The organism is Paenibacillus sp. fava2 (assembly GCF_058313675.1).
In genome coordinates this window covers 75,245-95,301 of the sequence record NZ_JBZFQH010000002.1, presented here as the reverse complement: position 1 = coordinate 95,301, position 20,057 = coordinate 75,245, and the positions used below count along the sequence as shown (strand labels likewise).

Below are 20,057 nucleotides of genomic sequence, written 5' to 3'. Positions count from 1 at the left end.
ATAACCATTCCCTTCGTATTCGCAGATGATTTATAGATTGTCCTAATTCAAATCTGGCCTCGTTTGCCGGTCTAGCCCGAGCGGCAATGAGCGGAATCTTTAAAGGTCTTGCTGGTGGAAAGCGCAGCTTTCCGCCGCGGTCGATCGTGGTGGAGCGTATGGGAGTTTTCAAGGAGCGAACATCCGTGTAACGTAGCCGTCATAGCCCGATTAACCATACCGGTTCTTGCCGTGCAAGGGTCTGCCCGATAGGGCCGGTGTTCTCGAAGAGATAAGCCGCCCTTGCACGGCAAGGTTCGGTATGGTTGGCTAAAATGACGGATACGTTACGTTTTCGGATGTTTGCGGGAGAAAAGGACCAGGAGCGCAGCTCGGCTGCTGCGGATATCGGCCGCGCTGGCCGCCAGCTGCTTTTGATCTTTGGGGTTTGGCATGATGGCGTAGCCATGATGCCGGCTCTGCTTCGTGGTCCAGTATTGGAGCATAGCGGAAATTCTGGGCCGAGCTCTCCCCTGCAGCTCTTTTCTTTTGAGAAGGGTTTAGCATCCCTGAAATACTTCGCCCGGTCCAAGTGGATTGAGCCGGCGTTTTTTGCCGGTGAGGGCCGCTTGGGCCACGCTTCTATCCGCAGGCACCGCCCCGGGGCGGTGGCTTCCTTTGCTTTGCGAATTCCGTGCAAAAAAAAGAACCTACTCAATTGAGCAGATTCGGATGATCTTTGTTACATTGAGAATGCAAGTTGTCCTGGCTCCATATTATATCGCTGCAGTGAAAGCGAACGTCCGGCACCTACGCAAAGATGGGGGAGATTCGATTTAACTAGCGCTTTAGAAAACGGCGGTGGAACAGCATTTCCGCACCGGGCGACTTGCTCTTTCTTAGAATATTTATTACCGTCTGCATCAACGGAAATGATGTATTCCGGAGGAAACCCTTGTGCAGCAAACAGTTCATGCGGCTCCAGCATCCGAAAGCCGATATCTATAATTTGATAGAGTACGCCTTGAATAGTAATCAGCCCCAGCGCTTCCTCATCACTCGATCCCAGATATTTAGCCAGGAACGTCCTAACTTCTGCGATGTGCAGCCCCCCGGCCGTAATGGTTGGCATCGGATCCGTTACCGCTTGGCCATCTTTACAGGTTCCGCGAAGCTTAATCAAATTACTCGTCACCAAGTCTGCAGCCTGCGGTTCACCCTCTACCGGATGCATAAATGAAGCATCCAAATCAGCACACTTCGCAGCTTCCATAAGCCGAGCGAATGCAACGGCAAATTTGTTACCGCCTGCGGTTATAGTCCCAACAGGCTTTTTAAGATCCAATGCCCGGGGAGCCTGACCTTTTCGTTCACCATATCCGACTTGAATCATAATTGGACAAACCAGATTATGCTCTGCCTTACTGGTTATCGTGGTCAGTGGCTTCGTCACCTCGGAATGGAGCCGATCACCACCAAATCCAGTTTGGCCAATCCGGACAATATAAGGGGTAACCATTCCCCAGCCATTTTTTGCTGTGATCGTCTGCAGAGGATCCTTGAGCGATTGCCCTCTAAACTGTTCCCCTTGATGATTTACCTTTATCAGATATGGGGCAAGGAATGGCATTTCACCGGATTCGGCAACTTGGATGATATATTTGTCTAATCCTCTAAAAATTCGGCGTAGTGTATTATCTGCAAGGGGCTTCTTACGCCCAAAAATGGACTTTACGGGAATGGACCAATCAATAATGCTTTCTGCTGCCTTCCAGGGTTGCCGCACTCCCCTCTGCACTTCCGACGAATCGGGAGCCGCATGAGTAGCTTCTGGCCATACAATAGCCTTTCCGTCACAACGGGCAATCAGGAATAGTCGTTTCCGCACTGTTGGTGCTCCGTAATCACAAGCGCGCAGCTCTTTCCATTCCACTTCATAGCCTTGCTTCCGCAGCTCATGAACAAAAGAATTAAAGGTCTTACCTTTTTTATTGGGATCCGGAATCCATTCACCTTGCTCATTTTTAATGAGCGGCCCCCAGGTTTTGAATTCTTCCACATTCTCCAAAATAATTACTCGGGGCTTGACGGTCGCAGCCCAACGGACTGCGATCCACGCTAACCCCCGGATATGCTTTTCAACGGGTGTACCACCTTTAGCTTTAGAGAAGTGCCGACAGTCCGGCGAAAGCCAGACAAGACCGACTGGACGCCCCAGGGCAATGATTCGCGGGTCTACATTCCAAACACTCTCACAGTAATGAATCGTATTTGGATGATTAGCCCTATGCATCGCAATGGCTGCCGGGTTATGGTTTATGGCAACATCGACACTTTCCCCAGTAGCTTCCTCGATCCCGGCAGAAGCTCCGCCGCCACCAGCAAAATTATCAACGATAAGCTCCCGTTCCCCGCGATCGTAAACCCCTTGCCAGTACAGGATATTCTTTAATTGAGTATTGGGCTGCGTAATTACATGGAATCTCTTTTGTCCGGCAGTCGAAGTTTTAGGTTTTGTCTTTTGCTGAATCATGTTCTATCCCGCCTTTCAGAATAATGTGAGTTGAATACATAACTCGTCTTCCTCTATAGATGTATTCACTTGATTTTTAGGCTCAATGAGCGGAGGCTTAGTTTCAACATCTTCAGCTGCTAAAACGGGTTTATCTTTTACCCGGTTCAGGGCTTTCATCTCCCCTAATACCCTCCGCCAGTGCCATACATCCGAAAAATACATCGGTGTGTACCAGGTATCTAAAGAATTGGACAAAGGCTCTGTCGGCGGTCGGGAAAGCGTATCTCCAACAATGACGTATCCAGCACAGCCCAATAAGGATAACTGAATGTAACACATCATTGCGGCTGTCTGGTCAATGTCCTGAGCCACGAAGAGAACATGCTGCTGGTAGTTGACTTCCTGTTCTCTCGCAGCATTAGCAAAGGCAATCAGTAGCGCTCCTGCCCCACATGCGGGATCGTTAACCGAAATATGCCCCTTCTCTTCTACACTTTCTTTGAGATCCACACACTGGATTTCAGCCATAAGCTTGCACACATGGTATGGAGTGAAAAATTGTCCCTTCCAGTGGCTCCCCAGCTCTAGCGCCATAAACAATTCCCCCAGAAAGTCCTGCTCTGGATTCGCTTCAAAAGCATTAACGACAATGGCAAAGAGTTCAGGGAATAATGCCTGTTCTTTAGCGTCATACCGTCTGATCGTTTCAAGATAGATATTTTCACGATGTTCAAAGTGCGTTTTATGTACCGCGTTCACAATCGATGTCGCTGCCAGCGTTACAAAATCACGCCATACCTGCCAGTTTTGTTGTTTGTAGGTGAGCCGACGAAAAATGTCCATGAACTGCTTTTCGTGTGCATCAAGCCCGGGAATACTTTTTGCCATTTTGTATACCTCCGTTGTTAGTAGTCGGAAAGCAGCACTATTGGATCTTTTTTATCACGACAGAAGATTTTGAGTAGACATAAGAGAACATCCAAATTTCCTTCGTTCTTGGAATAAAAAACTTCCAACAATAGGTGTCCTCGGTTTCCGGATTGACGTACCACTCAAAAGTGTCGATCTCATGTTCCATGTATTCTTCCATCAGCTTGCGGTTAATGGCTGTTTCAGCCTTTTTAATCTGAATTTTTGTTTTTTCCATATTGAACACTCCATTCAGGAAAATTGATTGATTTAGTCGATCCCCCCTACCATCCGGCCACGTTTGCCGGGCTAGCCCGAGCGGCAATGAGCGGAAATCTTTAGGGGTAAGAACGAAGGTGTTACTCGATCGTTCTGCTTTCGTATGAACTTTTCAAGGAGCGAACATCCGTGTAACGTAGCCGTCATAGCCCGATTAACCATACCGGTTCTTGCCGTGCAAGGGTCTGCCCGTAGGGCCGGTGTTCTCGAAGAGATAAGCCGCCCTTGCACGGCAAGGTTCGGTGTGGTTGGCTAAAATGACGGATACGTTACGCCTTCGGATGTTCGCGGGAGAAAAGGGCAGGAGAATGCAGATCGCCGTAATCGCCGCGTGATGCGCCCCGTCTGCCTTTCCTTCCTCGATTTCCCCCACAAAAAAAGGGCCGGGGTGCTTGTCCCCGGCCTTGCCCTTTGCTTTGTTCCTGCTCTCTGCCTCTTTTGCCCTTCCGTGCCACCGGGTACCCCTTTTTGCAGAGCTTGCGGCGCAAAAAAAATTCGGAATGGAACAGTCAGGACGTCTTTCCCTGGCTGGTCGCTTTCGAATTTGCGGGGTGGTGGGGTTTCACGGCTGAATTGTCACAGAACTATGAACTTCAAATTACCACCATCAAGCACCCTTGAGCACCTGGGGCGAGAACTGCATTGTCGCTATTGAATAACCAGCTGGTGCAGACTATACTGTTTCTCAGATTAAGAGCATCCAGGAGTTTCATATGTATAGAAATCAAAAAGAAGATAGAAAATTAGGAGGTCACATGAGCAAACCATTTAGACGTAAGATTCTGGCACTCTGTATTTGCTTCAGCATGTTCTCCGCAGCTGTAAATGCCACTGCGGCAACCGCCCCCCAGAATGTAACGACCGATCAGCTACAAACGAGCCTGGAAGAATTGAAAACGGATATGGTCACAAAGAAAGATCTTGAGGCATTAATAAAGCAGCAAGGGACTCCACTCACCCAGGAAGAAGTTACCCAGCAATTACTCAATGCTCAGAAAACAAGAATCGGTCTGCTGGAAGGTAATATTAGTTCACTCTTAACATTGATGGGATTAATAGTAGCTGTGCTAGCGTTATCCGGCGGGATATTCGTGTATTTCCTGAGAAAACTCTTCATTTCAAAAGTGGATCAAGTAGAGCAGCGATATGAAGAAATAAAAATGCTCAAAAATGACGTCCTAGCTGAAGTAGCTAAAGTACAGAGCCTAAGAAGTGATCTAAATGTAGCAATGCGTGAAGCACAAGACCTGCAAATCAAATTTAATCAAAGCATCGTGAAGTTCGACCAGGGGACCGATAGAATACACGGGTTAGCGAATTATATTGGTTTCGTAGAACTAAAGGCATCGCGTTCCGAGCTTATACGTACCTTCACAAACCTTGAAAGCGAAGCCGACCGACAAATTGAAGAATTGAACTTCTGGCTTGCCGGCACACTTCCGCACTATGAAATGGCAAAAATGAAGGCTGCAGAGATCTATAATGGAGACGTTACAAGCCCAGATGAGAGTATTGAAGACATGCTAAATTACTCCGTGAAAGGATTGAATAGAGAAAGGTTGAGCTTCTGGGAAAATAGTAAAGACCCATTAGAGTGGACTGATTATGCAGATGTAGATGTTAACAATATGGAAGACCCACTCACACATACATTTTTGGAATGGAATAGTTACTACTCAGATATTACTAAGCTGCACGGAGTCATTGGTTCTCAAATAGCTCTAAACCCAACTAAATTCAAGCCAAAAACACAATCTGTAGACAATCCACCTTCAGAATAAGTAAAAACAGATATGTAACAGACCAGCGGCAGCTATGGACAGGGTTTCAGTCCTAGCTGCCGCTGGTTTTATATTGGAACAAAAGATTGACGGGACTGTGCGGCCTGTACGATGTAAGACGGTGGAGGCCGGAGCCCGCCGGTAGGTGCGCGACCAAAACCTGCAGATTCACACGACCGGGGGGGGCCTCCTGCAGTTTGCCGGCTACCTCTAAGGTGCTTCTCATTCCTTCAAGAATGGTGTGCCGGAGCCGCGCCGACCGGCGCGCGACCAGAGCGCTGCAGATCCGCACAGCCGGGGTTCCTCCTGCAGCTTGCCGGGTGCATCCAGGTTGCTGCTCATTCCTTCAGACCGGTGTGCCGGAGCCGCGGCGACCGGCGCGCGACCAGAGCGCTGCGGATCCGTACGGCCGGGGTTCCTCCTGCAGCTTGCCGGGTACATCCAGGTTGCTGCTCATTCCTTCAGCTGATGAAACCGGAGCCGCGCCGACAGGCGCGCGACCAGAAAGTTCCAGATCCGCACGGCTGGGGTTCCTCCTGCAGTTTGCCGGGTGCATCCAGGTTGCTGCTCATTCCTTCAGCTGATGAAACCGGAGCCGCGCCGGCAGGCGCGCGACCAGAAAGCTCCAGATCCACACGACCGGCGTTCCTCCTGCAGCTTGCCGGGTGCATCCAGGTTGCTGCTTATTCCTTCAGCTGATGAAAACGGAGCCGCGCCGGCAGGCGCGCGACCAGAACGCTGCAGATCCGCACGGCCGGGGTGACTCCTGCAGTTTGCTGGGTGCATCCAGGTTGCTGCTCATTCCTTCAGCTGATGAAAACGGAGCCGCGCCGGCAGGCGCGCGACCAGAAAGCTCCAGATCCACACGGCCGGGGTGCCTCCTGCAGCTTGCCGACTGCATCCAGGTTGCTGCTCATTCCTTCAGCTGGTGAAACCGGAGCCGCGCCGGCAGGCGCGCGACCAGAACGCTGCAGATCCGCACGGCCGGGGTGACTCCTGCAGTTTGCTGGGTGCATCCAGGTTGCTGCTCATTCCTTCAGCTGATGAAACCGGAGCCGCGCCGGCAGGCGCGCGACCAGAAAGCTCCAGATCCACACGACCGGCGTTCCTCCTGCAGCTTGCCGGGTGCATCCAGGTTGCTGCTTATTCCTTCAGCTGATGAAAACGGAGCCGCGCCGGCAGGCGCGCGACCAGAACGCTGCAGATCCGCACGGCCGGGGTGACTCCTGCAGTTTGCTGGGTGCATCCAGGTTGCTGCTCATTCCTTCAGCTGATGAAACCGGAGCCGCGCCGACAGGCGCGCGACCAGAAAGCTCCAGATCTACACGGCCGGGGTGCCTACTGCAGCTTGCCGACTGCATCCAGGTTGCTAAAAAAGCCCCACACGGAATTCGCGTGAAGCTATTATTTGAGCTGCTTTCTTTTATGTTTATACGGTATGCCAGATCACTTCCCCGGCATCCGTCTTATATTTGAGCAATTGTGAGGGATAGATACCTATCTTAACGGGATCACCGTTGATTAAGTACTCCATACGCGGCATACACGAACCAGCTGAATACACGGAATTCCCTTCGACTTCCTGATATTGAATACAAAATCCTTTGTCGTCAATGATCTCTGGGAGTCTCATCCACACTTTGATGTTGTTAAACCCATGCTGCAATTCATTGGGGAGGTTTAAATGAGGCCGATTGTCATCAGGAATCAAGTTAGCTAGTTTCCGTTCGATTGCGATAGCTGTTTCTTCTACAGAACCAAAAATGTCCTTCAAATTGCCATATGGTAATTCACCAGGTAGCAACTCAACTAGGTCGTGATCTTTCACAAACTCACGCATATTTACCCGGCAGTATGTTGGACAATCGTGCTTGTTAAAATACCGAGTTTGATTATTCACAGTCACAGCTACATAGGGCCCTGTTCCTGTATCGATCTTCGCCATTAATTCGTTAATTCTGCGGAAACTCTTAAGCAGATCGGGATATTCGGCAAGTACTACCTCAGAAATATCTTTCCCTCTAAAAACCGCCCAGTAAAGATTTGTATAATGAAATTTCCGTTTTGCCTCATCTGGATCTCGGAATTTTCCGATCCATCCCCACCCATATTTTTTTCCGTCCGGCTGTATCATGTAATAGTTACCTTTACTTTCACCTGTCGCCTTAAGATCCAGCACGGCTCTCCATTCTGTATTTGAAAGGAACATGGTAAGCGTCATTTCTTCCGGCTGAAGGTCTTTCATGTCTCCGTCCATTAGTAAAACTTCGTTATCAAAAATATCAAAACTGATTTGCATATGTACACACTCCCAATATTAGTTAATAGATAGTTAAAGAAATGCCCGGTGCAGTTCGACTGTCCCGGGCGCTGATGTTTAAGAGGGTATGAACAACATACTTGTCTAATATCCCCTTTTTTTGTATAATCACCTTACACACATCGCCCCCGCGAGTGTGAAGTAGTATCTTAAAAACCTTTCCAGCCGAAGGGTTTTTTTGTTATGTCTGAAGAAATGGTTTTCCTCATCTCCGAGTCACTGCTCTACGTTCTACCCCGGGATAAATAAACATGCACTGTCTCATATATACTGATTTAACCGGTTCTTTTATCTGGCCAGCCTTTTCCTGTGCTTTACTTTCCCGTTCCAAATCCCACATACAATACACAACCCCACCTACACAAAACAAAAAAATGAACACGCTAATCCAATGAGTACCAGTAAGACTGAACATAACAACACTCTCCCTCTAGTTTTAATAATATTGTTCAACAATCGCTGCCCCGAAGTTGAATTCACCTTGTCCATATTCATCGAAATAAACATTTCCATCGGTTGGCTCATCTTGATCGGCAGACAATATTTGTCGATACCGTTGACCCATTAGTGCAACTCCAACCTCGATTTGAATTGCTTTAGTCACGTTACAATCCACGCTTTGACCAAGTAGCTTTGTTCTTGTGCCTTCTGTCATCCATTCCGGAAATTCATAAAATGAAGGAACGTTTAGAAAGGCTGCCAGTTCATCGGATCGGAAGGGACGCCAAAGTGTTTCATCATTCGGGTGCTTGAAATAACTGGAGGTGACCTGATACCGCTTGTAGTTGGCCACTATGGCTGAAATCCGTTTGCTTTCCAGCCCTACTAAGGTATGATTCTTATCGCTCTTGAAGTTGTTATTTCCTTCCTTATGCAGCAGGCCATACATCACCGTTCCTTCAATCGCCCTCCATTCCCCTTCTTCCCAGCGCTTGCCGATCACTTCACCTACTGTTTTCCGGCGGTGTTCCGGAAGCTTTGGCATTTTCGGCCATTCGAAACGTATGTCTTCTCGGCTCAAAACTGCATATCCGCGTGTTCTTCCAGCAACAGAGCCAAGATCATAAGCATCGATGACCTTCTCATGGGCGTATGGGAAGAATGGCTGCAGCAGCTTTTTCAGATGAGCATACGAAGTGCTACCGAAATATTCCGGCACCTGTTCGATAATGACGGCCATGGCTCCAGTGGCTAAAACAATACGGGCATAGTGTGGCCCATGCCCCTCCGTGACACCTTGCGCCATCCTCCCAATTCGTGTGTACTCTATGCAGGAAGGGCTCAACCAGCACACATCTGCTTGCGGAATATAATCGTGGTGCTTACGGGTCAGATCACCTAAGTACGCGCTCCCCAATTGAAAATTATTAAGATATGCATCAATAGCTTCAGGCCAGATATCTGCTCCGCCCACCGCTTCATACAATCCGGAATCAACGGCGGACGCTGTAGCCATTCCTCCACCGCTGGGACAGGAATACAGCCGAAGTTTCTGCAAATCGTTCCCCTTCAGCTGAGGCTTCTCACAGTAGAAGAGATCGAAGGAATGTTCCTCGCGGATTACGATCATTCCCTCACTGATTAATAAATCTACTCGGCTGCGAGGCAAAAGCACCATCATGATTTCTTGACCATACGTTTCAAATAAAGGGCGTTCGTGGCTCCAGCTGGGACGTTTACGTTTAGAAACACGGTGATTTGTTTCCTCAGAGGAAATCCTTAAAATGACAGCATCACGGGTGACCGTTTGTGAGATTTGATCCCCGACCTTAAAGCCAGCTGCCTCTAAAGCAGTAGGCTCAATAAAGATGCGTGTGCTTTTCCGGTGATATCCGGTCAATAAATTGCGAATAAGTTTAATCTTAGCCATATGAACCACTCCTTATGTGGATTGAAAACAGATTATTAGAATATGGATCCCCTCCTACCATCCGGCATCGTTTGCCGCTCAGCCCGAGCGGCTTGAGCGGAAATCTTTAGGGGTAAGAACGAAGGTGTTACTCGATCGTTCTGCTTTCGTATGAACTTTTCAAGGAGCGAACATCCGTGTAACGTAGCCGTCATAGCCCGATTAACCATACCGGTTCTTGCCGTGCAAGGGTCTGCCCGATAGGGCCGGTGTTCTCGAAGAGAAAAGCCGCCCTTGCACGGCAAGGTTCGGTGTGGTTGGCTAAAATGACGGATACGTTACGCCTTCGGATGTTTGCGGGAGAAAAGGGCAGGAGAATGCAGAGCGCCGTAACCACCGCGTGATGCGTCCCGTTTGCCTGTCCTTCTTCGATTCCCCCCACAAAAAAAGGGCCGGGGTGCTTGTCTCCGGCCTTGCTTTTATTCTCTTTTAAGAAGGGTTTACTTCGATGAATTACTTCGCCGGCCGTAGGTAGTCACCAGGTTTCCCGGCAAAGCCGGGGGTGGCTGCAGAAGGCCACTTTATTTTCAAGGCTACCGCCCCGCGGCGGTAGCTTCCTTTAGGCCCCCAATAAGAGGGAGTCGAACGCCTGGTTGATATGCCGGTAGCTTTCGACCCTCTTCCGCTGGAGCCATCATCAGGCGATTATTTTCCTCTCATCCTTTCTAATTCTTTCTCTGCCTGTTCCCTAGTTTCGTGAAGTTCAGGAAGTGACATAACCCGGTTATGACTTATTGTGTAGCAAATGCGAAACCCTTGTCTGTTGAAATCCTGCGCTGGAGCGACAAAATAATTATTCATTTGCTTATCCTCCAAGGTTACATCCTCGCGGTTATGGATCTGCCAACTTTCCCAGCGTTCTTTTATGCCGAACGCTCCGAGAAAGGAATTAGCGCGGTCTAAAGTAGCAAAATAGCGATAATTGTACCGGGAGCACCATCCTTCTACTTCGTTGATTTCGTCTTCTGTGTAATGCTCTGCGTCTCGTTCGGCATCCTCCAGGTCAAACATCACTTCTCCGGCATCGTCCCATTCCCCGACAATCGGGATGCCATGTAGCGGACATAGAAACCTAACATTCATTTGTCTTTCTTCCTTTCCTCTATCGGCTGTTAATGCTGCCGATGAATTCATATATTTTTCTGCATGGTGCAGGCTTCGCATTCGTAGGAGCACCGCCCGGCGCGGAATTTTCCGCAACAGATCCGGGCGGCAGAAGTTTCAATTTATTGTTTTCCCGTCCATCCCTCTGGAATTTTCATTTCTTGAATTTCTGCATAAGCATACTTGAGCGTATAGGGAACAACATCCGGCTTAACTTCAACTGTCTTTGGATTCGCTTTAACTACTGTATCCCAGCTGCCACGGATTTTTACGAGATAGCCAGCCTTTAAATTTGCTTTATTAAATTGAATGCCTCCAATCTCATCCAATTTATTATGTAAAAATGCAAGCTTATCAAATTCTTCTTCGATTTTATCCAATAGAGTTTCCATGTATGACTCGTTTTGAGTCTCTTCTGCTTTAACAATTCTACGCTCGTATTCTCGGATGTTTTTTTGACATTCTTCAATTCTGTTACTTAAATAGGATCTATTCTTGAATTTACTCATACTTGCAGTTTGTGCAGCAGTCATAGCTCTATCGCGGAAATATTCGCTCTTACGGTACTCTTCGAATCCTTTGTTAAACCGGTTAAACATTTTTTCTCTTCGCCGCGCAAAGCGTTGGCTGCCGGCATGACCTGCGATTATCGGTTGTGTGAAAAATGCAATATCCCCGTGCATGTTGTTAATGTCTGATTGCAGGTTCTCTGCTCTTATTTCTGCGTTGTCTGCATATTTTTCTAAGCGCTCAATACGGGCTTCTGCTTTTTCTACTTGTCTTTCTACTTGCTCAGCATAGGACAAGCGTTCTCCAGTTTTACCGCCATCTGTAAAGCCTAGTTGAGTAGCTACACGGATAGCCGAATAATGATTTTTAGTTGAACGAGACACCCAAGCAGAACGAGAACCAGAGAAAAGAAATGCTCTTTGTATTGATTTTTTCTCAACCTCTGGAAGTGATTGATACTCTTGTTTAGAGAACTGCAATTCGATTTTTGAAGTTTCGAGATTTAAAGTATATTGTTTAGTCATTATGGTTTCCTTCTTTCAATGTTAGTGTTTGATTTAGTATGCTGCCCTGCCCGGAAACTACACCGGGCAGATAGGCCTTAAAGATACAGAAGGTAGGACACACATTCGCAATACTCTTCACGAGAAATCAAACCCAACTGATACGAACTAAATGCACGGGTAATTGCATATTCATTTGTTGGAATCTCACTGTTTACACGCCAATTTTTTCTCATCTAAACCACCCCTTATATAGATTAAAAACAGATTGTTAGAATCGGGATCCCCCCCTACCATCCGGCCACGTTTGCCGGGCTAGCCCGAGCGGCAATGAGCGGAAATCTTTAGGGGTAAGAACGAAGGTGTTACTCGATCGTTCTGCTTTCGTATGAACTTTTCAAGGAGCGAACATCCGTGTAACGTAGCCGTCATAGCCCGATTAACCATACCGGTTCTTGCCGTGCAAGGGTCTGCCCGATAGGGCCGGCGTTCTCGAAGAGAAAAGCCGCCCTTGCACGGCAAGGTTCGGTGTGGTTGGCTAAAATGACGGATACGTTACGCCTTCGGATGTTCGCGGGAGAAAAGGGCAGGAGAATGCAGATCGCCGTAAACGCCGCGTGATGCGCCCCGTCAGCCTTTCCTTCCTCGATTTCCCCCACAAAAAAAGGGCCGGGGTGCTTGTCCCCGGCCTTGCTCTTTGACTTTGACCTTTAGCCCTTCCGTGCCGCCGGGTACCCCTTTTTGCAGAGCTTGCGTCGCAAAAAAAATTCGGAATGGAACAGTCAGGGTGTCTTTCCCTGGCTGGTCGCTTCCGAATTTGCGGGGTGGCGGGGTTTCACGGCTAAATAGGTTTTCTGCCAGGAGAAAATAAAGTATTAGACTAAGGAAATAAAGTATTAGACTTAAAAAATAAAGTTGTAGACTGGGAAAATAAAGTTGTAGACTCTTTCAAAAAAGGCATAGATTGATTGCGCTTTAGAATGAAGCGTGAGGCATCGTCACGCAGCGGATTTGGGCTGCGTGGTGATGCCTGTTCTAAATAAAAATGCTTATAGGACCGTCCTTTGACGGGCTTCCTATGTTCTCTTTTGAGAAGGGTTTACTTCGATGAATTACTTCGGCGGCCGTAGGTAGTCACCAGGGTTCCCGGCAAGCCGGGGGTGGCTGCTAAAGGCCACTTCATGTTCAAGGCTACCGCCCCGCGGTGGTAGCTTCCTTTGAACTCCCCGAAAAGGGAAGTTCCCCTGATCGGTTATGCGCACTCTGAAACAACATATTCACCATACCTCTGGCTAGCTATCCATTCGACTCCTGAACGGTCTAGAAAGCCGTAACCATCCGAATACTCAGCAATCATAATCAAATCGTCTGTGTGCCATCCAGAAGCCTCTGAAATGGCTTCTAACGCATAACTGTAGTCCATTTTTGAATTCTCCTTTGAATTAGAATTAGAATTTGAATTACCTTACGCGTAGTCCGCACCACGGAGCGCCGTCAATGCAAGGCTGGGCTATTGAATTGAAGGTGTAGCCGGGCGGTCTAGTCCGGCTGCCCTGGCCTTCTTCGAGCTACTTCGCCCACCCCCGCAGGGGGCCAGGCCTTGCATTGTTTAAGGCGCGGAGTGGTAAGGTCGGAGCGTAAGGTCTTAAACCTTTATCCTTCAAAGGGAAGTGCGATAGCAGTTCACTTCCTTATTCTCTTTTAAGAATGGTTTACTTCGGGGAATTGACTTCGCCGGCCGCAGGCAGACACATCAATTCCCGGCAACGCCGGGTGTGGCTGCCTGCGGCCACGCTTTTATCAAGGCTACCGCCCCGCGGCGGTAGCTTCCTTTGGCGGCCCCACTTTTTTTCTGTTCTTTTGTAAAAAAAATACATCACCAGCCTACCTGCAGCTGATGATGTATGTTAAACTCCTTCCCTTATTCCCGCCCCCCTTTCTTCAAGCTTGTATCATTTTTTTCGTGAAGGAGAAATAGAATCGCATCGCTTCCGGTCTTTTTTTGGCCATTTTCAAAGCGCGAAGAGCTGCAGATTGATAAGCTTGTTTTTGGACTGTCATTGTATATTTACCTCCCCAGGTGTAGCTTACAGAATGGATAATTGCTTTTTGATTTTTTTGAGTTGTTCATTTAGTTCTTCTGCATATATAAATTCATATCGTCTGATAGCTTTCGATATTTGTTTTTTACAACTTTGAAGTTCGCCCTCCAGCTGCTCACGGCTTTTCACGCTCAGATCGTTCATTGGTTGTCGTGGTTCCATTTAGCAGTGCCCACCTTTCGAAACCACATTACTACACCCTGCAGCGCAGTACTCGGTCAAATTAATATAGAATAGTTTTCCTGAAGCATCTGAAGCACAGGTGATTTCAAAGCACTCCCCATCTTCAATTTCCAACTCATTGATATCAGTTTCAAATTCTTCGGCATGCTTTTGAATCGCCAGGTTCCCGGCCTTCACCTGGTCTGCAGCTATCACGGCGTAGCTGTAGGTTTCAGAATTGAGGCTATGGTCTATAATTCTGATGACATGTAATATTTGGTCTTCATTCATAGGTTTGTCCTCCTGTGATAATTTGTTTAGGGTGTCCGAGCTGTTTCCCCTGGCAAAAATAGTACTTTCATTGCGGATATCCGCTACGCCTCCCGGCGTTTCGGCCCATATCCCCCGGGCCTCATCAGGCGGTTCCATTCTTTCAAGACGAAATCTCTTTCCTCGTCCTGGAATTCCATTGGTCGGACATTGAAACCCTACTTCCAAAACTCCCCTATGCAGTCTTTATGCGGTGCATTTGCACGATAGAGGTCCGTTTCTATCCCCGCCTCCGCCAGTGCTCGGCCAATCGCGCTGCTACGCTTCAGATCAGTTTGATAAACTCTCTTATTTCCAGCTTGGATCCACACGTAATAGTATTTTGTATCCTCTTTGTCATGCTGTACCTCTCCAATAAGAGCATCATCCAGGAATATATAACGTGATTGCACTTTGAGAATTCTGGAAAGGCCGCCATATGTAGCTGCCCCTATTTTGCCTGTAGCCATAGAAAACCTCCTAGTTTAGCTCTTCAGCTTTGAATGTGTTTAGGAATATGCGTATTCGATTGATACTCTAACCATTTCGGGCTCTATCTTCACAATGAGCCCATAATATACCTTCTTGCCTAACCTTCTAGTCGCAGATACCTGGAACGTTTGATTATCAACTTTTCTGGAGCACTTAACATTTTTGTATCCACGGCCGCGCAACTCTTCCCCTATGAAAGTCCTCTCTTCTCTACTCGGCATATCCATTCCCCCCAAGGTAAGCCCTTCGGCTATTAATTGATAAGTGCGATGCCTCTAGGATTAGCCATCACAGAGCTGCCGCAATTTCATGCCATTTGTAACAATAAGGTCTCCCCAATCGTAAAAGGCAATCAACTCACCGAACTGTTCAGCGGCGTCCAATATATCATCCGTACCACATCGCTCAATCCAATTATTATCCGGAACCCCTTCCCAATCTGAAAACTGGTCACCTGTTGTTTCAGCAGCAAGAAATGCTTCTAAACTTTCCACTTGCAATGGCTGCCAGGTCCCATTTGGAAGCATCAGCACATCATCACCTTCTTTTACATGAACTAATGCCGCCCGTACTGTACTTGTGTCCATTTCTGTTGAGCCTCCTTGTAAATTGATCATGCATAAAGTTTCAGATAGTAAGGAATCATCGTTCTACCCTGTTCAAAAATAGCGCTGAACGGGATTAGAGTTACAATCTCTGGGTCTGCTTGTACCTTTGCGCTATCCCAACCGGGAGAAAAAGGTCTTAACTCAATCTCATTCCCTTCCCCACTCTTCACAATGTGAATGACTAATCCCGTTGCCCTCGCCTCCCCTGCAGCTGTGACTAAGTTCTCCTTTGTAACCTTCATCCTCTTGCATCGTCCCTCATGTTGCTCCTGATTTAGCTCATTTAGCGACCAATCTGATGAAACACTGTCGATGAGCTCCCAGTACTCAGCCCCCCAGGATCGGCCTTGGATGTGAAACTCACCATCGATATTAATTGCCGCATCGATCCGGACCTCCTGTTTTACTTTTGGTTTTATGGACTGAACATAAGCAGAAAAATAATGGTATGCTTTAGTAGATTCGATGTGAGAGATATTTTCGTAGCTCAATCCATTTTGTAAAATCAAGATTGCTCCTGCGACACTCATCTTTTCCATTTGACTCACTCCCCCTTTTGTTGATAGGACAACCGGGGCAACTTTCATTGACATTACAATTACCTCCCACTATAAATTAATATTTTCTCTTGTTTACTCACTCGTTCTTAGACTTTCAGCCATTGACTTGATGAGAGATGGAGAAGTCATGTAAGGATGACATTATTTTCCGGTGGAGCCGGTGGCGGGAATAGAGATTGGGGGAAATGGTCCCCAGCCCATGGATATTCCTATGATCGCACAATGGATATCCACACCTTTCTCTTGATGGCTTACCCTCCCATGTCACGCGGGGTCGTTGCCCTTACATTCCTTCGTTCTGCCTCTCAAGAGGTGGACGCCGTTTCTTGCTCCTTTACAGGGTCGTTGCCCTTATGGAAATGATTCCTACGGCTGCTCCGTGCTTCATTTGTCTTTGGTTATTCCAGTCCGGTGAGAAACGTGAATTCGGTTTTTCTTAAGCCGCCATCTGTAACTGGGCCTGACGTACTGGCCCTAAAACGTCGTTTGCATCGTACGAAATTTGCTTGGTCCCGAGCGTATGCAGGACACGTATGAGTTTCCCACACAATGCCACAAGGGATTGCTTTTTCTTCAGTGGATTCTGACTTCGCTTCGTGAAGTACTGGTGCAGCGCCTTAAACTCGGCGTTCTTGGCAACCATGGGCATCACTGCCCGGAACAGCAGAGCCCTTAGCCTTGCGCGTCCACGTTTGGTAATGCTCGACTTACCTTTTTTCTTTCCGGAACTGTTCTCTTTGAGATTCAGTCCGGCCAGCCGAATAATCTGCTGTCCATGCTCGTAACCACTCAGATCCCCTACTTCCGCAAGGAATCCTGCCAACGTAACAACTGCCACGCCCGGCACGGTAAGCATCTCCCCAGTACCCGGAATTTGTGACAGTAAACGTTCCACTTCAGCCAGAATCTCTTCGAGCTGTCTGGCGAACATTTCGTACTGCTCCAGAAGTGTTTTAATCTCTATTTTTGCTCCAGGAAGTCCTTCGGTCAGACCGATGGAACTTCTCGCCGTTTCCATGAGCTGCTGAGCTCGTTTGGCGCCTACGGCTCGTTTCACATCTTTCTTCCACCGCTGAACGATGGCTTCTGTCCCTAGCTCTACGATTTCACCTGGTGTGGGAAACTCGCCTAGCGTAATCCGTGAAGCCTTGCCTTCCCAGTCTTTAAATACCTGCGTGTACTCTGGAAAAAAGCGATCCAGCCAGTTTTGCACCCGTCTTTGCACCTGTCCGAAGTTCACCATGATCTTCTCCCGAAGATTCATGAGAATCCGCAGATCTGCGTAGATGCTTGTTGGCAATTTAGGTTCGCTGTATTTCCCGTTTCGCACCAAATCGGCAATGACTTTTGCATCTTTATAGTCGTTTTTCGTCGGTGAGTTATCTTCCAGTTCTTTGCTTTTGTGCACATGATGCGGATTGACAATGACGAGTGGAATGCCGTGCTGTCCCAAATACTCGGCCAGGTTAAACCAGTAGTGTCCGGTGGGTTCAATGCCGAAGAGGACGTCGCTCTTGGCATGCTCCCGCTGAAGCTCCTTCATCCACAGAACCAGTTGTTCGAGTCCAGTGCGGGTATTGGAGAACACACAATCCTTTCCGAGTTCAATCCCCCGAAAGTCGATGGCGCGAGCCACATGGGTTTCTTTGGCGATGTCTGCACCTACGACAAGGGTCTTGTCTGTAATTCTCATAATCCGTTGATTCTGTTTCTTTGATTGTTTATACTTCATATTGAGCGTCCTCCTTTTAATTCGGGCAGTGAATGGCCAACATTCCATGACCCAGCATACAGGAGGCGCTTTTTTTGTTCAAACCGCAAATTAATTCATTACAGGAATGACTCCTATATATAAAAATCTACTTGTATTCACTCAGAATCCCCCCTAAAATCCGGCATCGTTTGCCGGTCTAGCCCGAGCGGCGATGAGCGGAATCTTTAAAGGTCTTGCTGGTGGAAAGCGCAGCTTTCCGCCGCGGTCGATCGTGGTGGAGCGTATGGGAGTTTTCAAGGAGCGAACATCCGTGTAACGTAGCCGTCATAGCCCGATTAACCATACCGGTTCTTGCCGTGCAAGGGTCTGCCCGATAGGGCCGGTGTTCTCGAAGAGAAAAACCGCCCTTGCACGGCAAGGTTCGGTATGGTTGGCTAAAATGACGGATTCGTTACGCCTTCGGATGTTTGCGGGAGAAAACGACCAGGAGCGCAGCTCGGCTGCTGCGGATATCGGCTGCGCTGGCCACCAGCTGCTTTTGATCTTTGGGGTTTGGCATGATGGCGTAGCCATGATGCCGGCTCTGCTTCGTGGTCCAGTATTGGAGCACAGCGGAAATTCTGGACCGAGCTTTCCCCTGCAGCTCTTTTCTTTTGAGAAGGGTTTAGCATCCCTGAAATACTTCGCCCGGTCAAGCGGATGGAGCCGGCGCTTTTTGCCGGGGAGGGCCGCTTGGGCCACGCTTCTATCCGCAGGCACCGCCCCGGGGCGGTGGCTTCCTTTTGCCGCTGTGGTCTTGTGACCTCCAAAATGCTGTACAAAGAGGATCCTTGATCTTTGCCCTTTCCGTGCCGCCGGGTACCACCGGTTGCGAAGCGTGAGCGCAGCAAAAAAGCCCAATGGAACGGCGTAGCCGGTCGCTTGGGCTTTTAGGGGGTGGTGGGGTTTCACGGCATTATAGAAAGTCAAAATCAAGATTAATATTGCGCACACCGGTAGGGGCCTGGGGAACTGTGTCTCCAGGATTCAATCGACTATCCTCTAAAACACGTTCATCTTCATTCATATAAAAGCGCGGGGATTCGTGCAAAGCATCAAAAACCTCCCGCAGTGTTTTTCGTAATGTATTCCCGTTTCCGGCATAAATCAAATGCGGATTTACCATATAGCCTTCCGTTTTATACTTCGCAATAAACTGCAGTCCGCACAATTTTTTTAACGTTCTGGAGACGTTTGCTTTGTCGATATTAAGTTCCTGAGCAATGGTAATCTGTTTCTTACGTACCAGGTTATCATCCGTGCTCATCTTCTCGCATAAATAGAAAAAAATCCGATAATCCACTGCACTTAGGTTGTGATCCTGAAGGTGATGAAAGAATTTCAGGATAATTCCGCCCCAATAAACATTCGTAACATAACGATCCCTGTATCGCCTTGCCATTTGTCATCACCCTCACATTTGTTGTATATGCTACAATTTCCGACCCCTTTTGTTGAAGATTACACATCAAGAGTATGGCGTATTTACAACTTTCCTAAAAATCAGTGTATCAAAGAATCCTTTAAAATCAACACTTGGAAGCGACTTCAAAATCATTTTGTATGCCTCCATATAATATATAAAGAGTTGTACAATAAAAACATCAAGATAACCACCCTCAAATTCGAGTAAAGGAGACTACAATTTATGTATCAATGGATTAAAAACCATATCGCTTCACTCAGTATCATCATCACAATAGCCATTGCATGTTTCCCCCAGGTATTCACACACATCGGAGGCCTGTTGATGAAGTATTGGGTCGTGTACTGGCTCCCCGGGCTGCTCATCGTTATTGTTGTGCTGCTCATAGTCATACTGGCGAGAATAAGTAAAAACAATAGACCATCACCGTAAATAGAACAACAAACAATAAGACCAATGGCATCAGCGATTGGTCTATTACGCAAGGGTAGGCGTGTAGGGGTGGCCGGACGATCACCGGCTGTTCTTCCTCTTTGACAGCACTGCAGCGCCCATGAACGCACGCAGATTGTCTGCTGTCGGATGTTATCTTTCGGCTGCTTGTGACAGTGGGCATGCCTACTGCCCGGCGGGCAGCAGGCTTCTTTGTCTTCACGGTCTGAAGTGGCGCGAAGCGACAATTCAGACCATATGAGTGCACCATCAGTTTTTTTTGTTTTGAGAAGGGTTTGCCTCCATGAATCACTTCGCCCGGACTAAGTGGATTGAGCCGGCAGATCTTTGCCGGCGAAGGCCGCTTCGGCCACGCTTCTATCCGCAGGCACCGCCCGGGGCGG

At 48.0% G+C, this 20,057-nt stretch carries 17 protein-coding genes; 2 read left to right on the top strand and 15 right to left on the bottom strand.

The annotated features are described in order from the left end of the window. Positions 1–305: 305 nt before the first annotated feature. Positions 306–701: a hypothetical protein gene (locus AC4G46_RS32555; RefSeq protein WP_491129125.1), complete on the top strand. Its 396-nt coding sequence runs from the start codon at positions 306–308 to the stop codon at positions 699–701. A 20-nt stretch (positions 702–721) separates the two neighbouring features. On the opposite strand, the gene AC4G46_RS32550 is transcribed toward AC4G46_RS32555, so the two are convergent. From AC4G46_RS32550 to AC4G46_RS32540, 3 genes are read right to left on the bottom strand one after another with little or no spacing between them, the layout of a single operon-like run. Continuing rightward, positions 722–2,512, bottom strand: a complete 1,791-nt coding sequence (locus AC4G46_RS32550; RefSeq protein ID WP_491129124.1) for a DNA cytosine methyltransferase — start codon at positions 2,510–2,512, stop codon at positions 722–724. Positions 2,513–2,527: 15 nt separating this feature from the next. Beyond that, positions 2,528–3,382, bottom strand: coding sequence for an N-6 DNA methylase (locus tag AC4G46_RS32545; protein ID WP_491129123.1), 855 nt, complete (start codon positions 3,380–3,382; stop codon positions 2,528–2,530). Between the two features lie 37 nt (positions 3,383–3,419). After that, positions 3,420–3,641 carry a hypothetical protein gene (locus tag AC4G46_RS32540; protein ID WP_491129122.1) on the bottom strand — a complete coding sequence of 74 codons (222 nt, stop codon included), beginning with the start codon at positions 3,639–3,641 and terminating at the stop codon, positions 3,420–3,422. 796 nt (positions 3,642–4,437) lie between these two features. On the opposite strand from AC4G46_RS32540, the gene AC4G46_RS32535 reads away from it, so the two are divergent. Next, a complete protein-coding gene (locus AC4G46_RS32535; protein WP_491129121.1) occupies positions 4,438–5,463 on the top strand; it encodes a hypothetical protein in 1,026 nt (341 codons plus the stop codon). A 1,429-nt stretch (positions 5,464–6,892) separates the two neighbouring features. Here the strand turns inward: AC4G46_RS32535 and AC4G46_RS32530 are convergent. From AC4G46_RS32530 to AC4G46_RS32475, 12 genes are all read right to left on the bottom strand, one after another. After that, entirely contained in the window at positions 6,893–7,762 is an 870-nt protein-coding gene (locus AC4G46_RS32530; RefSeq protein ID WP_491129120.1) for a hypothetical protein, read from the bottom strand. Between the two features lie 457 nt (positions 7,763–8,219). Next, a complete protein-coding gene (locus tag AC4G46_RS32525; protein ID WP_491129119.1) occupies positions 8,220–9,653 on the bottom strand; it encodes a DNA cytosine methyltransferase in 1,434 nt (477 codons plus the stop codon). Between the two features lie 684 nt (positions 9,654–10,337). Then, positions 10,338–10,826, bottom strand: coding sequence for a hypothetical protein (locus AC4G46_RS32520; protein ID WP_491129118.1), 489 nt, complete (start codon positions 10,824–10,826; stop codon positions 10,338–10,340). A gap of 92 nt (positions 10,827–10,918) precedes the next feature. Further along, positions 10,919–11,830 carry a DUF3560 domain-containing protein gene (locus AC4G46_RS32515; RefSeq protein WP_491129117.1) on the bottom strand — a complete coding sequence of 304 codons (912 nt, stop codon included), beginning with the start codon at positions 11,828–11,830 and terminating at the stop codon, positions 10,919–10,921. 1,231 nt (positions 11,831–13,061) lie between these two features. Beyond that, complete coding sequence (locus tag AC4G46_RS32510) at positions 13,062–13,232, bottom strand: hypothetical protein (protein ID WP_491129116.1); 171 nt, start codon at positions 13,230–13,232, stop codon at positions 13,062–13,064. Between the two features lie 664 nt (positions 13,233–13,896). Next, positions 13,897–14,073: a hypothetical protein gene (locus AC4G46_RS32505; RefSeq protein ID WP_491129115.1), complete on the bottom strand. Its 177-nt coding sequence runs from the start codon at positions 14,071–14,073 to the stop codon at positions 13,897–13,899. Continuing rightward, complete coding sequence (locus tag AC4G46_RS32500; protein ID WP_491129114.1) at positions 14,074–14,364, bottom strand: hypothetical protein; 291 nt, start codon at positions 14,362–14,364, stop codon at positions 14,074–14,076. Positions 14,365–14,561: 197 nt separating this feature from the next. Then, positions 14,562–14,852: a hypothetical protein gene (locus AC4G46_RS32495; RefSeq protein WP_491129113.1), complete on the bottom strand. Its 291-nt coding sequence runs from the start codon at positions 14,850–14,852 to the stop codon at positions 14,562–14,564. A 303-nt stretch (positions 14,853–15,155) separates the two neighbouring features. Next, positions 15,156–15,461, bottom strand: coding sequence for a hypothetical protein (locus AC4G46_RS32490; RefSeq protein ID WP_491129112.1), 306 nt, complete (start codon positions 15,459–15,461; stop codon positions 15,156–15,158). A 26-nt stretch (positions 15,462–15,487) separates the two neighbouring features. Next, the gene (locus AC4G46_RS32485; protein WP_491129111.1) at positions 15,488–16,075 is read right to left on the bottom strand and encodes a hypothetical protein; all 588 of its coding nucleotides are present in this window, start codon (positions 16,073–16,075) and stop codon (positions 15,488–15,490) included. Between the two features lie 403 nt (positions 16,076–16,478). Further along, positions 16,479–17,774: an IS110 family RNA-guided transposase gene (locus tag AC4G46_RS32480; protein ID WP_491129110.1), complete on the bottom strand. Its 1,296-nt coding sequence runs from the start codon at positions 17,772–17,774 to the stop codon at positions 16,479–16,481. A gap of 937 nt (positions 17,775–18,711) precedes the next feature. Further along, positions 18,712–19,197 carry a replication/maintenance protein RepL gene (locus tag AC4G46_RS32475; protein ID WP_491129109.1) on the bottom strand — a complete coding sequence of 162 codons (486 nt, stop codon included), beginning with the start codon at positions 19,195–19,197 and terminating at the stop codon, positions 18,712–18,714. Between the last annotated feature and the right edge of the window lie 860 nt (positions 19,198–20,057).